This window comes from Candidatus Uabimicrobium amorphum (genome assembly GCF_009002475.1).
Lineage (GTDB): Bacteria > Planctomycetota > Uabimicrobiia > Uabimicrobiales > Uabimicrobiaceae > Uabimicrobium > Uabimicrobium amorphum.
In genome coordinates, this window is sequence record NZ_AP019860.1 from 8,270,024 (window position 1) to 8,284,421 (window position 14,398).

The 14,398-nt window shown below is 40.7% G+C and carries 11 protein-coding genes and 3 tRNA genes; 7 read left to right on the plus strand and 7 right to left on the minus strand.

Annotated features, from left to right (window positions below):
* Nucleotides 1-26 precede the first annotated feature (26 nt).
* Together UABAM_RS28990 and UABAM_RS28995 are read left to right on the plus strand one after the other, a co-directional pair.
* Nucleotides 27-1,388, plus strand: a complete 1,362-nt coding sequence (locus UABAM_RS28990) for a hypothetical protein (protein WP_151971483.1) — start codon at nt 27-29, stop codon at nt 1,386-1,388.
* Between the two features lie 9 nt (nt 1,389-1,397).
* Entirely contained in the window at nt 1,398-2,183 is a 786-nt protein-coding gene (locus tag UABAM_RS28995) for a PhzF family phenazine biosynthesis protein (protein WP_151971484.1), read from the plus strand.
* A gap of 125 nt (nt 2,184-2,308) precedes the next feature.
* On the opposite strand, the gene UABAM_RS29000 is transcribed toward UABAM_RS28995, so the two are convergent.
* Nucleotides 2,309-3,598 carry an amidohydrolase gene (locus tag UABAM_RS29000; RefSeq protein ID WP_151971485.1) on the minus strand — a complete coding sequence of 430 codons (1,290 nt, stop codon included), beginning with the start codon at nt 3,596-3,598 and terminating at the stop codon, nt 2,309-2,311.
* 34 nt (nt 3,599-3,632) lie between these two features.
* The gene (locus tag UABAM_RS29005) at nt 3,633-5,213 is read right to left on the minus strand and encodes a glutamate synthase-related protein (RefSeq protein ID WP_151971486.1); all 1,581 of its coding nucleotides are present in this window, start codon (nt 5,211-5,213) and stop codon (nt 3,633-3,635) included.
* Nucleotides 5,214-5,385: 172 nt separating this feature from the next.
* Here UABAM_RS29005 and UABAM_RS29010 point away from each other — a divergent pair, with 172 nt between their 5' ends.
* Nucleotides 5,386-5,757: a hypothetical protein gene (locus UABAM_RS29010; RefSeq protein ID WP_151971487.1), complete on the plus strand. Its 372-nt coding sequence runs from the start codon at nt 5,386-5,388 to the stop codon at nt 5,755-5,757.
* Between the two features lie 4 nt (nt 5,758-5,761).
* Here UABAM_RS29010 and UABAM_RS29015 read toward each other — a convergent pair whose 3' ends face one another.
* Nucleotides 5,762-7,075, minus strand: a complete 1,314-nt coding sequence (locus UABAM_RS29015) for a hypothetical protein (RefSeq protein ID WP_151971488.1) — start codon at nt 7,073-7,075, stop codon at nt 5,762-5,764.
* Between the two features lie 165 nt (nt 7,076-7,240).
* Between UABAM_RS29015 and UABAM_RS29020 the strand changes: the two genes are divergently transcribed.
* The 4 genes from UABAM_RS29020 to UABAM_RS29035 all read left to right on the plus strand — a co-directional run bounded on the left by UABAM_RS29020 (nt 7,241) and on the right by UABAM_RS29035 (nt 10,318).
* Nucleotides 7,241-7,313, plus strand: a tRNA-Thr gene (locus UABAM_RS29020).
* A complete protein-coding gene (locus UABAM_RS29025) occupies nt 7,304-8,299 on the plus strand; it encodes an RluA family pseudouridine synthase (RefSeq protein WP_151971489.1) in 996 nt (331 codons plus the stop codon). Before UABAM_RS29020 ends, UABAM_RS29025 begins: the two co-directional genes overlap by 10 nt.
* 1 nt (nt 8,300) lies before the next feature.
* Nucleotides 8,301-9,503, plus strand: a complete 1,203-nt coding sequence (locus UABAM_RS29030; protein ID WP_151971490.1) for a prolipoprotein diacylglyceryl transferase — start codon at nt 8,301-8,303, stop codon at nt 9,501-9,503.
* Entirely contained in the window at nt 9,503-10,318 is an 816-nt protein-coding gene (locus UABAM_RS29035; protein WP_151971491.1) for a purine-nucleoside phosphorylase, read from the plus strand. Before UABAM_RS29030 ends, UABAM_RS29035 begins: the two co-directional genes overlap by 1 nt.
* A gap of 128 nt (nt 10,319-10,446) precedes the next feature.
* Here the strand turns inward: UABAM_RS29035 and UABAM_RS29040 are convergent.
* From UABAM_RS29040 to UABAM_RS29055, 4 genes are all read right to left on the minus strand, one after another.
* Nucleotides 10,447-10,530, minus strand: a tRNA-Leu gene (locus UABAM_RS29040).
* 6 nt (nt 10,531-10,536) lie between these two features.
* Nucleotides 10,537-10,612: transfer RNA gene (locus UABAM_RS29045), tRNA-Cys, on the minus strand.
* Between the two features lie 323 nt (nt 10,613-10,935).
* Entirely contained in the window at nt 10,936-12,522 is a 1,587-nt protein-coding gene (locus tag UABAM_RS29050) for a S8 family peptidase (RefSeq protein WP_151971492.1), read from the minus strand.
* A gap of 370 nt (nt 12,523-12,892) precedes the next feature.
* A complete protein-coding gene (locus tag UABAM_RS29055) occupies nt 12,893-14,395 on the minus strand; it encodes a hypothetical protein (RefSeq protein WP_151971493.1) in 1,503 nt (500 codons plus the stop codon).
* Nucleotides 14,396-14,398 lie beyond the last annotated feature (3 nt).

The following is a 14,398-nucleotide window of genomic DNA, read 5'->3' on the forward strand; positions in this document are numbered from 1 at the left end:
TCTTTTACATTTTTTAGGTAGGAAATATGGACATTACGGAAATTACATTAGAAACCATAACTCAGGTACGCGAACAATCGCGCACCACCGGTTATGTGCGTTATAATAAATTACTACCTCGTGCACCGTTAAAATGGTTGATTGGTGAAATGAAAATTGATGGTTGCATTATCCATCAACTGACCAAAGAAGGTGATTACACGGTCAATTCCATCTTGCGTCTCGACAAAAAAAGTCAGCTTGACGATATTGAAAACAGTTTACAATTTGATGTAAAATTTCCCAAATCACAATGGCATCAAAAGCTGCCCTTTTTTAAACTAAATTTCGTACGACGCACACCTTTTTCGGAACACGAAACGAAAGCACTCGATGTTATCGTGCGTTTTCTTGGAGATTATGTTTACGAGAGGATACTGTCATCGAATGAACACAATGCCAAAACCACGCTTGGGCAACTGGAAAAAATTTGTGCCAAACTAGAAACAGAACCAGGTACCACTATCTGGCGATTTTTTGCTAAGCTACACAAAGCTCTATCGGCATATGCTTCCTTTCTTTTATTGGTAGATGAAGACCGTTATATTATTCCTTACTACAAGTTGCCGATGCGTGGTAGTCCGGTGTATCAAAAAGATGCCACCGCGCATAAATTTGATGCGGAATTTTTACAATTCTGTCGTGATGAAGATGTATTTCTGTGGCGCGCCCGCGGCGAAGACAGCACAGTTGCGCGTATTATGCAAGAATACCTTCCTGAAAATAAACAAAAGTGGGACTGCTTAGTTGGTGTTTCGAAATACGACCATGCGCCTTTGGGAATCTGGATATTTGCTTTTCAATCGGACTTTCCCATCTTTCGTCCGCTTTACGACGAGCTACTAAGAGAATCGTTGCCTCATCCACAAAATGCTTTACAAAACGTTTATGCGAAAAGGACTTCCAAAATGATCGTAAAACCTATTTTCCGTTCACGCGAATACATCGTTGATCCTAAAAAAGTATTCACCCTAATGCCGTTTACCGAAGATTGGTCTACCTCGGTATGGAAAGAACACATTCGCCCCACCATCGAAAAATGCGAAATGAGCGCTGTACGCGCCGATGATTTATATGGACATGATATCATGGAAGATATCTGGACAGGTATTTGTTCGTCGCGATTTGTCATTGCCGAAGTTACCGGACGTAATTCGAATGTTTTCTATGAACTAGGTATCGCACACACCGTGGGGAAACCAGTCATTCTCCTAACGCAAAACGTTGCCGATATTCCCTTTGACTTAAACCGCTATCGACACATCGTCTACGAAAAATCACCAGAAGGATACGCAAGACTTCAAATAGCTCTGGAAGGTACCATTCGCGAAATCACCAAAAACGATTAGGATAATTCTATGCAACTAAATCTATATCAAATCGATGCTTTTACCGACAAGATATTTGGCGGCAACCCTGCTTGTGTAGTCCCTATGACAGAATGGCTACCCGACGAAACTCTTCTCAAAATCGCACAAGAAAACGCCGTTGCGGAAACGGCATTCTTTATTCAATGTGACGAAAAAGTAAAGCTACGCTGGTTCACTCCCGAGATTGAGATGGATTTATGTGGACACGCAACCTTAGCCACGGCCTATGTGCTAAAGAAAATATTGAATTACCCCAACGAAATCGTCTTTGACACCTTGAGCGGAGACTTAATCGTAAAAACAGATGGTGACTTACTTACTCTAGATTTTCCCTCACGCAAACCGTTGGTCGCAGAATTGCCACCTCTTTTGTTGGAATCGCTCAATATAAAACCGCAGCAAGTCTTGAAAGCAAGAGACTACGTCTTAGTTTATGATTCGCAAAGCGACATAGAGAAAATCGCCGTAAATCGCCAAATATTTGACCAAACCAACTTACACCCAGGTGGTGTTATATTCACCGCAAAGGGCGACAATTGTGACTTTGTCTCGCGTTTTTTTACCCCGCAATCTTCCATACTAGAAGACCCCGTGACGGGTTCCGCCCATTGTTCTCTCATTCCTTATTGGAGTGAACGCTTGGGAAAAAACAAAATGAATGCCATGCAAATTTCTGCACGCCAGGGAAAATTAATATGCGAGGACAGAGGAGATAGGGTTCTTATTTCTGGGACCGCGAGAACGTATTTGACGGGATCAATTGTCATTGATTAGGATGTCTTTAGGTAGACAAACATAGTGAAAACGTTTATCTATCATATTTGGGGAACGGGCGGACACTAGGTCCGCCCCTACAATGCACCTTGGTCAAGGTAGATTCATTTCATTCAACCGTCATTTTATCTGGCTTGTTGATCCATGTAGTCTACCACCAAGTTGCACATCGTTTTTACACCTAGCTTCATTCCACTCTCATCAATATGAAAATCTGGCGAATGGTGTGGTGGTGCTTGGATGGGCTTGATGTTTTTGGGACGCCCACCTAGAAAGAAGAATAGACCTGGTACTTTTTGTTGAAAAAACGAAAAGTCCTCAGCACCGGTGACGGCATTGCGTATCAAAACATGATCGACTCCGGCAACTCTTTTAAATGTCGGTGCCATTTGTATGGTGAGCTTTGGATCATTGTAAGTGACAGGGTAACCGCGCTTAATACGTACATCGGCAACAGCTCCGGCGCTTGCGGCGATATTGGTTACCACGCGACGGATATTTTCGTGAACTTGGTCTTGCATCCGTGGATCTAAGGTGCGAATGGTCCCCACCATTTCCACTATTTCGGGAATGATATTTCCTCTGTTCCCTCCGTGAATACTGCCGATTGTCACAACAGCTGCACCATCAATCAGTTTCGCATTACGACTAATCGTTGTTTGCAGTCCGATAATAATTTGCGCGGAAGTCACAATAGGATCAACACCCGCCCATGGGTATGCTCCGTGAGTTTGTTTTCCTTTTACAGAGATAAAAAGACCATCATAACTTGCCATAGTTCCTCCGGGACGATAGCCAATAGTACCGACTTCTAGTCCAGAGTTTATGTGCAAACCAAAAATAACATCTACCGGCGGATCTTGTAAAACGCCTTCTTTCACCATCAACTCAGCCCCACCTTCTTCCCCCTCTGGTGCCCCCTCTTCAGCGGGTTGAAAGATAAATTTAACGGAACCTTTTAAATCTTTCTTAATTTTAGTTAGCACTTCGGCAACGCCTAAGAGAATTGCCACATGTGTGTCATGACCACATGCATGCATCACTCCCACTTTTTTACCGTTGTATATCGTTTTTTCTTTTGAGGCAAATGGTAAATCTACTCTTTCGACAATCGGTAGTCCATCCATGTCGGCACGTAAAGCGACCACTGGACCGGGTTTTCCGCCTTTCAACAACGCAACAACACCGGTATGAGCCACCTTAGTTTTGATTTCAACATCTAGTTTGCGCAATATTCCTTCTATTTTGGCTGCGGTTTTAAATTCACGATTGGATAATTCGGGATATTGATGAAAGTAGCGACGCCACTCGATCACTTTCGCCTCTATTTCATCAGATAGTGCCTCTATTTGCTGGCGAATATCTTCGGCACTGATTGTACAGAGTAGAATAAGCAATAAACATATTTTTTGCATGTTTTTCCTTTATAAATTTTCATTCATCCGCATTCTAAACGGCAAATGAGTTTACCTGCGCGCGCTCATAGGCGTCTTTGTATGAATCGGGAATATTGTCACCGAGTAAGTCGCCTTTTTGCAAGTACTCATACAATTCACCGTAGTGACGTATTTCGTTAAAAGCCACACGGCGTACTAGATGATACGGTTTTAACTCGCTGGGATCTTCTAAGCCCATTGCTCCTAATATTTCGCCTACGCCGTGTATTGTCCCCTTATGATAGTTGGCGACGCGTTCTTTCTTATCGGCCACAACAACGCCTTTGTAAAAACGCGCTTTTTGCGTGGCGACACCACTCGGACAATCGTTACTATTGCAGCGTAACGCTTGGATACAACCTAATGCCAACATCATACCACGTGCGGAGTAACATAAATCGGCCCCAACTGCGATACGCGAAATAATATCAAAGCCAGAAATGACCTTTCCGCTGACAACCAGTTTTATCTTGTCGCGCACCCCAAAACCAACCAGTGCATTGTGAACAAAAATTTGCGCTTCGCGTAGTGGGCAACCGATGTGATTCGAAAATTCCAAAGGTGCCGCTCCTGTTCCACCTTCACCGCCGTCTACGGTAATAAAATCCGGTGTAATTCCACTTTCGACCATTGCTTTACATATCGCGAGGAATTCGCTTCTTCTTCCCAGGCACAACTTAAAACCAACCGGTTTTCCGCCAGATAGCTCGCGTAATTTTTTCACGAACTCCAAAAGTCCCATAGGCGAATGAAACGCTTTATGACCCGGAGGAGAAAGCACATCTTGCCCCATAGGCACATTGCGTATTTTCGAAATCTCTTCCGTTACTTTTGCCGCAGGCAGAATACCACCGTGTCCAGGCTTCGCACCTTGTGAGAGTTTAATTTCAATCATTTTTACACTATCTTGTTGTGAATTTTTAGCAAATAACTCTTCACAAAAATCCCCCTTGGAAGTACGGCAACCAAAGTAACCCGTACCGATTTGCCAAATCAAATCTCCACCGTGCTCTAGGTGGTAGGGACTAATCCCTCCTTCACCTGTATTGTGCGCAAATCCACCTATTTTAGCTCCGGCATTGAGTGACAGTACCGCAGTTTTGCTCAAAGATCCATAGCTCATGGCGCTAATATTAAAAATACTGGCACTGTAGGGCTTTTTGCAATCATCTGAACCGATCACCACGCGATAGTCCTTTTCTTTATTGTGTTTGGCGGCAAGAGAGTGGTTCACCCATTCATAACCAACACTATATACGTCTCCTTGCGTTCCAAAAGGAAGTGTATCCAACTGTTTCTTCGCACGTTGGTATACAAGAGAACGTTGCTCGCGACTAAAAGGCACACCATCCTGGTTGGATTCGATGAAATATTGGTTAATTTCCGGACGAATCATTTCCAGCCAATAACGAAAATGTCCTGCAATCGGAAAGTTTTTTAAAATGGCGTGTTTATCCTGTAGCATATCCCAAGTACCGATGACAATAATCGGTAAAAATACCACCAACGACCACAAAAACCAGGGGAAAAAAAAGTAGGAAACCGCATTTATCGCTAGTATCACAAAACTCACGATAACAAATTCTCTTCTCAAATCTCACTCCTTTAATATTTACATTCTCTTTAATTTACTCGTTATTTTTAAATGATTATAACATCATTCCCCACTGAATATTAGTTCAAATTGAAACTCTTCCATCGTTTTGTTATAGTAGATGAGCGTGTCAACACTCGAACGGATTGCGTCTGTTGTGGAGGTGAGAGATATGAAAAAAAAACTGGTAAAACTGTTCGTTATACTAATAACGATTCTCTCTTTTGTCATCATCATATTGTTGGCTTTAGGTTTTTACGGGAAATACCAAATTCAGATAGATCCCCTCGTTGTATGTACACAAACCAACGATAACCATCAACAAAATAGACTTCTTGTATCAACAACAACCTTCTCTATTGACAAAAACGCAACAATTTTACTGTCGGGCTTTTCTTTTCGAAAAAATTTTGAGTTTGCCATGTTTTACAAAGGGCTATATACAAAAAAAGCCTATTTTGTTTATACTTACCTCATAGATAATGATAAAAAAGCGATATGGAGTGCTTTTGGCGGCGTTTGCGTTCTCGTGAACACAAATTGATCCATTATTGCTCTTGGATATTACGCAATAATAATTGTATATCTCTTTTGCTTTTACTATAGTTCTTTTTGGGAACGGAAATCATGACACAGTATGTATTTGCGCGATGTTTAAAAAAGCTAAATACCATCGCCAACACTGTATCGTCCAGGGAGGCTTTTCCGTAAAACTGAATCGTTGCACCAAATTGCGAACCGATGCGTCGTCCTTTTGGGGTGAACTTAACCTTGCGATATCCACTTTGCTGTAAGATCGTCGTATAACCACGCATAATCATTTCGATATTATCCCCTGTGGTTCTCACCCCACCAACGTCGTGAAACAATCTTTTACCAAAAGCCATTGAATCTACAGTAACATGCATATCATTTGCTTCATTTTTTAGAGATATTGATCCTGTTGACCTACGACGATCGCCACGTTGCAATATGTGTTCTTCACTTTGCGACCACAAACCTTTTGGAGTATTAATTTTCACTAAGTTATACATTACAGACAAACTTTGAGGTTTCTTTTTTTCTTTTTTTTCCTCGGTATCTTTTTGTGGTTGTTTTTCTGCGACAGCTGGTTGCTTCACCGCGCGTTTTTCTTCCACTACTGGCTTTTCTTCCACAGGTTCTTCTGCCAAAGGCTTTTCTTCAACCACAGGCTTTTCTTTCACCAAGGGCTTTTCTTTTTTTGCCATTGCGACATTTCGCGAAACCCACTCATTGTCCATGAGTACATAACCTTTTTTTCGCATTTCTTTTGACGTGAACCAGTTGTCGCCATGTTGCACTAAGCCTTTTTGCTTTAATTCAGCTACTGTATACCACATATCCTGATAAAGAACATAGCCTTTTTTTGCTAAGTGTTCACGCAGTAGCCACCCATGACTTGTTTTCACATAGCCCATTTTCTCGCGAATAGCAACATGCTCTGGGTCTATTAGGAGGACTTCGCGATACAGGTCATTGACTTTTTCGGACATGTTGTTTTTTTCGCACCACTGAGCTAACACAATAAGCCCCTTTACATCCTTGTTTTGATGTACTTTGCGCCGCTTTTCCCAAAAAATATCTTCAGGTGTTTTTGTCGGTGCTTTTGGTTTTTTGGTCTCTCGATCTGCGACTTGTTCGTCCTCTACAACAGAATCATCTTGCGCAAAATCATCATTGTCATCTGACGAATTGTTCGAAATGAGTATAAAAAGTAAGAATACAGCAAATACGGCAAATACGGCGTTTAAGGCCATCGCATTCGAGCTTGTTTTTTGTCGTGTGCGCGTTTTGCGGCGTGTTGTATTTCTAGGGCTCCGGCGTCTTTTTGGTGAGGTCAATTTACAACTCCTTATCTTCTAGTAATCATATGAGAATTCTCGTTAATATCTAAGTGTAGAATAAACACTCTCTTCAGCGTTGTTTTTTCTATTATTTTTTTATGAAAATCTTTGTTTAGTTTCTTGACAATCTATAGAATTTTTGGTAATAATTTATCCGCAATAGCCACTCTAGCTCAGTTGGTAGAGCGAGGCATTCGTAATGCCTAGGTCATCGGTTCAAGTCCGATGAGTGGCTCTTCCCCACAACTTTACCAAGCCAAAACTATGAAAAGACGCTACAACTTTACAGTAAACACAGAATACCAAGGATATACAATCGAAGAATTCTTGGTACAACATATCCAGCAATTTCCCATAAATACGATTAAAAAATGTATTTATGACGAACTTGTGAAGGTAAATGACTTTCCAGCACAGCTGCACCAACAATTGCAAACCAATGACGAAATTCATATACTTTTGCCGAAACACAATAAACAGTACAAGAAACAAAACCCACAAATAGAAGTTTTATACGAGGATGATGGTTTCTTAGTGGTGAATAAGCCTCCTCTTATTCCGGTTATTCCCGAAAGATGGTCGCACGAAACTCTGTTTCGCGATTGTATTCGCACTCATTTGCAAAACGACGCAATCATTCCTCGTGTGGTACATCGCATCGATAAAGAGGCCAGTGGCGCCGTAATTGTAGCGAAAAATAAAGAATTTGAACGTTATTTTAGCGGTTTATTTACTAAACGCCAAATAAAGAAAAAATACCTTGCCATTGTGGCTGGTACTCCCGCAGACTCAGGTACGGTGTCGCTCCCGATCAAACAAGTGTCCAATAAAAGTACACGTATGATGGTGGACGAAAACGAGGGAAAAGAAGCGGTGACTCATTTTAAAGTTGTGGAATTTTTCCGCGATTTTGCCTTACTTGAAATAGAAATTGAAAGTGGACGTACACATCAAATACGCGTACACATGGCATCACAAGGAACTCCTCTTGCCATAGATTCTCTATACGGTTATCGCAATACCATTAAACTTTCGGATATAAAATCATCGTATCATCATAAGAAAGAACGTATTGAGAAACCAATTATTTCGCGTTTGACTCTTCATGCTCACCAACTGGAATTCATACATCCAGGAAAAGAAGAAACTATCCAAATTACAGCACCGTTATTCAAAGACCTTGAAGTCTTTTTGAAAAAATTACGCAAATACCGGTCGTGACATGTATCCATTTGTGAAATTCGGCATCCTCCATGTGCAACTTTTTAGCTTGTTTTTAGCATTGGGAGCTATTTTCGCCGTATTTTTCGCATTAAAAAAATTTATACAACACAATCTGCCACCAGAACATGTTTTTTATTTGGGAACCATCTCCGTCGTTGCGGGAACAATTGGCTCGCGTCTCTTTTATATTTTTGAGTACCATCGAGAATATCACTGGCAAATATTCAACCTTGTAGATGGCGGCTGGAGCCTTGCAGGTTTTTTTTTGGGGCTAGCATTTTTTATTTCACGCCGTTATTATTCGTTAACCGCTCTCATGCTAATTACTTTTTATCTTCGTTCAAAACAAATCAACATTTTTCCCATAACCGTAGCACTTATCATCGCTTTATCTTTACACACTGTTTATCGACATAAAATTTTGCCCTTCAAAAATAAGTGGCTGTATCTCGCAATGTTGGTATGTGGAATCGTATTCGCCAGAATTACTTTTTTGTACATTCATTTCAACTCATACTCCTGGGATATTTTTCAAATCCACCGTGGAGGCATGACAGTATACGGCGGTTTTTTACTAGCGTTGTTGTGTTGTATTCTTTATGTACGCAAACAACAAATTCCCCTACGGGCCACTTTGGATATTCTACTAACAGTTACTTTTTTGGCTCTTGCCTTCGGACGCGTGGGTTGTTTTTTTAACGGTTGCTGCTTCGGAAAGGATTGCCACACACCATCGGTCTATTCCGTACAGTTTCCCACAAACTCTCCCAGTGGTTTCCATCAACTCCGTGGACTAAACAAACTCTATTTATGGAATTCGTACACACCACAGGCAAGATCACTGTCCGCTTTTTTACAGCAATTTCCCAAACAACTAGACGAAAAAACACGCGCGATTTTTTTTCCCCGAGTATACGCAACACAGTTAATCTCAGCACTATATAACTTTCTTATTTTTATATTTTTATACTTTTTTCTCGGCAAAAAAAAATACGACGGGCAAGTGGCAGTCTATGGAATTTGCATGTATGCTGTTTGTCGTTTTTGTATCGAGGTTTTCCGAGGGGACAATCCATTTGCCATCTCAGGACTCACAGGAGCACAATGTGTCAGTTTTGTCCTGTTTTGTGTTAGTATTAGTTTTATTTTATCACATAAAGCGCTCCACAAACGCTCTATGATAACTAGAAAAGAGATATAATGGACACCGAAAACAAAATACAAGAGGCTGTTTCTTACATACGTGAAAAGTATGCCAACCCGCCACAAATAGGCATTATACTTGGTTCAGGTTTCAGTTTTTTCCAAGAGCACCTACAAGACTCTACAGTAATTGCTTACTCGGACATACCGAACTTTCCCGTTTCCACCGTAGAAGGGCATGCGGGAAACTTGGTGATGGGAAAATGCCAAGGCAAAGAGCTATGTGTGATGGCAGGACGATTTCACTACTACGAAGGCTACACTATGCAAGACATCACTTTCCCTGTAAGAGTGATGGCCGCTTTGGGCATAAAGACACTTGTTGTCACCAATGCGGCTGGAGGCATAAACAAATCTTACTCTGTAGGAGACTTTGTGGCACTAACCGACCACATTAACTTGCTTGGAAGCAGTCCTCTACGTGGTAAAGAAACTTCAGGACAACGTTTCATTGACATGACACATTGCTACACCAGTGAATTGCGCGACCAAGCCATAGAAACTTCAAAAAATCACGACATAACGCTTCACCAGGGTGTGTACGCGGCGACTCACGGACCGAACTTTGAAACTCCTGCAGAAATTCGCATGATGCGTGTTATGGGAGCTGATTTAGTGGGAATGTCTACCGTTCCCGAAGTGATCGTTGCGCGGCAGCTACAATTGCAAATTCTCGGTATTTCCTGTGTAACAAACATGGCCGCTGGTGTGCTTGACCAAGAGCTATCACACCATGAAGTAATGGATACCATGGACAAAAACCGCCAAAAATTTGTCGGATTTATCGAAGAGCTCATCGCAAACAAACTTTAGTTTACACAATAAAACTCTTCATCAAAATATAATCTCCTAACCTTTCGCTAATGTCTGAGAGGCTAGGAGATTTTTTTATTTGCGTGTAGGCATAAAAAAACCCTCGTTATGTAAACGAGGGTAATATGTAGGTGAGGCGGGACTCGAACCCGCACAGACCGAAGTCCATTGGATTTTAAGTCCAACGCGTATACCAATTCCGCCACTCACCCGAGTCTTGGAGGTGGCACCCGGATTTGAACCGGGGATGGTGGATTTGCAATCCACTGCCTTAGGCCACTTGGCTATGCCACCTGTACTGTGCAGAGAGAATTATATTGCATTTCACATAAATGTCAAGAGAAAAATTTAGCTTTTTTTAGTACTACAGTGTAAATATACTACAATTACACTCAAGTCTAGCAAAACCAAGTGTGTCATGCCTGACTACGATCAGGCATCCACAAACGAAAAATAAACTTGTAAACGCCTGGATCCCTTGTCGGGGCAAGGGATGACACTAATATAATTTATAGTTACAACTGTAGTACTATATTAAAAATTCTCATCTCACAAAAAAATAAGGCATCACAAATGTGATGCCTCATTTCACTTAATTCAGTTTTATGATAAGTAGATTACCACAAGCTGATGTGTACGGTAAGAGTAGCTTTACCAGTCATTTTTGTCTTGGTAATGCCTGTACCTTTGACCATGTTGTTGCCGCCTTTAACCTTGATTTTTACGTCAGATTTTTTGCCAGCAACTAGATCGCCATTGAATACTTCTTTGCCGTTAAGATTTGCAACTGCGTGACAATCAACATCACACTCGATACCAACGATAGTTGCAGAGAAAGGAGCGTAAAGTTCTTTAGAGAACTCAGCTTTTCCATCAACTACGTCAACTTCGATTTCTTTTTCAAGACGCATGGTGTTCATGTCACCACGAACGCCCATTTCCATTAGAGCAAAAGTAGCGCCTAGAGCGTTAGGTACGTCAACACAACCTTCGCCGTATACGTTCTTTTGCTTCTTGCCTTTAGCTGTAGACATTAAGATTTTCTTAAGTGCTGCAGGGCTTAGATTTCTGTTTGCACTTAGAAGAACAGCCAAAACACCAGAAACGTGAGGAGTAGCCATAGAAGTACCAGAGATAGATCTTGTACCACTATTGATCCATAGAGACATAACGTTTACACCAGGAGCCACAACTTCTGGCTTGATGTAACCTTTGTTCGTAGGTCCACGACTACTGAAAGAAGCAATGCCACCGCCTTGTGCGATTGCACCAACGGTAACAACGTCAGGTTGACAACCAGGTGTACCAACAGTTCCTGAAGCAGAACCACTGTTACCAGCAGCAACACTACAAACGATACCAGCTTTAGTTGCGTTTGCAACTGCGGTTTCTACAGGGTTTGTAGACCAACCTTCGGTTCCACCTAAACTCATGCTGATTACGTCAGCGTGCTTCGCTGCATATTCAACACCACTAGCAACTGCTTCCCAAGTTCCACTTCCGCTAGAACCAAGAACTTTTACGCCGAAAACTTTTGCTGCAGTAGCAACACCATACTTAGGACTTACAACAGTACCTGCACAGTGAGTTCCGTGACCGTTACCATCGTTAGCTGTAGGTTCACCACTTACGTAAGATTTGCATAGGTTTTTGATGACTTGACCAGCACCAAAACCAGGGTGGTTCATTTGGATACCTGTGTCAACAACACCAACAACAACTCCGCTACCTTTGTAGCCTTTGTTTTGGCTAGCTCTGATGTGGTTTAGACCCCAAGTATTTCTTGTATCTTCACCAGCAATTGGGTTGATCATTACTTGAGGAGCATCAAGAGAAAGAGTATAAATGTCATTGTGAAGAGCTAGTTCTTGGATCGCACTAGCTGTCGCTTTAATAGCGATACAGTTTGACATTTGGAACTGAGTAATTTTGCTAATAGCACCTTCGCCTTGCAATTTTTCGCAAAGACCTTTTACAAAGTGTTGGTCAGCAGCACATTCTTGTGCAAGAATGTCTAAGATTTGTGCTTTGTCAGCACCGCGAACAGCGTTAACTACAGCTTCTTTTTTCAAAGTAACGATAACTTGTAGTTCACCACGCTCGGTATTCATCGCATTTTGTAGATCTTGGCCGATGATTGCATCTGCGAATACAGGTGTAGCACATACAGCAAGAATCAAAAGGATAGATAGAATTCTTTGCATTGTAATTCCTTTTTTGAGAGAGTTTTGTTCAATACACCAAGAACAACTCGGTGTATCATTGAGAATATATTCTACTACATTTTATTTTCAATTTTAAGTAAATTCTTTGCCTGTGTATACAGCAACAACGATGCCAAAAATATAGAAAGTATAAAAAAATACAAAAAAAAATATAGAATTGTGTGCAATTCTGGTCACTACAAGCGAAATTTTGCCATAGTAGTCACTATATTGTTTTGACATAGAAAAGAGAGTATTGTGTATTTTTTTCCATGAAGAGTGTTACATTTTGTAATAGTGACGACGAAATATTTGGAAATATGCTTGGAAATTGGCCGTTTAGCAACGTCATGCATTGAAAAGAGGATGGTTATTTTTGGAAAAGAAAAATCTTAAAGTATTGTTTTGTTGGAGTTTTGTAGTGGTACTGCAGAAGCTGAATCTCGATTTTTTGTAATACGACTAAAAATTTACTCTGCACCATTTGTTTTTTTGCTGCCCATGTGTTGAGAACTTTTACAAACAGACAAAAAGGTTCTGTTTCACAGACAAAAGAAAACTTACGGCGCGAAATTTCAGAAGCCGTTTTTTGAATCGCAGGCTTTGATATTTTCTGTTTCAATTGTGAAATAATTTGCAAAATTTGCTGCTTTTCTTGCTGCTGTTTTTGGGAGATTACACCTTTACTACCTACTTGTAGTAAAATTCGCCATACTTGGTCTTTCGTATTGAAAAAGCTTTGAGTAAATCTACTTTGGTGAGCATTTTTTAATTGCAAAATCAACTCATAGTATCCCACACTTAGTTTTTGTGCGATTGTCGTATCAAATTGACTTTTTTCATCAACAACAAAACAATCTTGGTATAGTTGTTGTCGTTGCTGCCATTTACACAAAATGACATCGAATTTGGGTCTTAGGTTCTTAGGGACAAAGGATACATCCAGTTTACCGCTAACATTTACAAGGTTTTGTTGGTATTTCACCTCCACAGTCATTAACTTCGGAATTGTTTTTAGAAGCTGATGCGGTTTGTATTTTTCGGCCAGTTGCAGCCATTCATCCGCGGTAACAAAAATATTTCCCCACTTGCGATTATTCTTATTGCTAAGATATTTTTCATGATTAATTTTGTGATTTTTTGCTTTCACTTTTTGCGCAACTTTTACCTGTGTATAGGTCTCTTGGCGAACATCCACCACCACTTTTTCGGGTTTGTAGGTAATGGTTTTGTAGGAGGCCATCGAAAGTAATAACAGAGGGAAGAAGAGTAACAGAAATGTTATTGTCACAATAAAAAGTCGTGCACGAAACGAAAAAGGCATTTTTCGCGATCGTAAGATGTGACCAATGGAAGTTTGTTTCACTTCAAACTGGGAAATATTTTCTTTAACGCGGTCCAGTACCGCCTCAAGAACCTCTTCCGAAATAAGCTTTGTCTTCGCCGCAAAGGCTCTCCACGAATCGTCTACGCCAATTTGCTGTAATTTTTGCAAAATTTGCAAGTACTTTCCGACCTCTTGTCGCGAAATAACCTCATATTGCACCAACATATTACCAATATATAAATTTTTTTGTGAAATTTTTTTCTTTTTGTCGTTGGCAAATTTTCTCAAGGGTAGTTTTAAAAGAAATTCATATCTGCGACGATAGACGATGCGTCTTTCATATAAAATACGTATTAACGTTTTATCATTCTGTTCTAATACTTGTGCGCAAATTGCACCAATAGCATCTTTCTCTTTGATCACACCTTTTTGAAGGGCAAACCGCACACGTGAACAATCTTTTGCCTGTAATTTCCGATACAGTTTATTGATTTTCCCTTGTTTTGAGGGGGCAATTTTAAATTTTTTGTCGCGTCTTATTTTCATGGC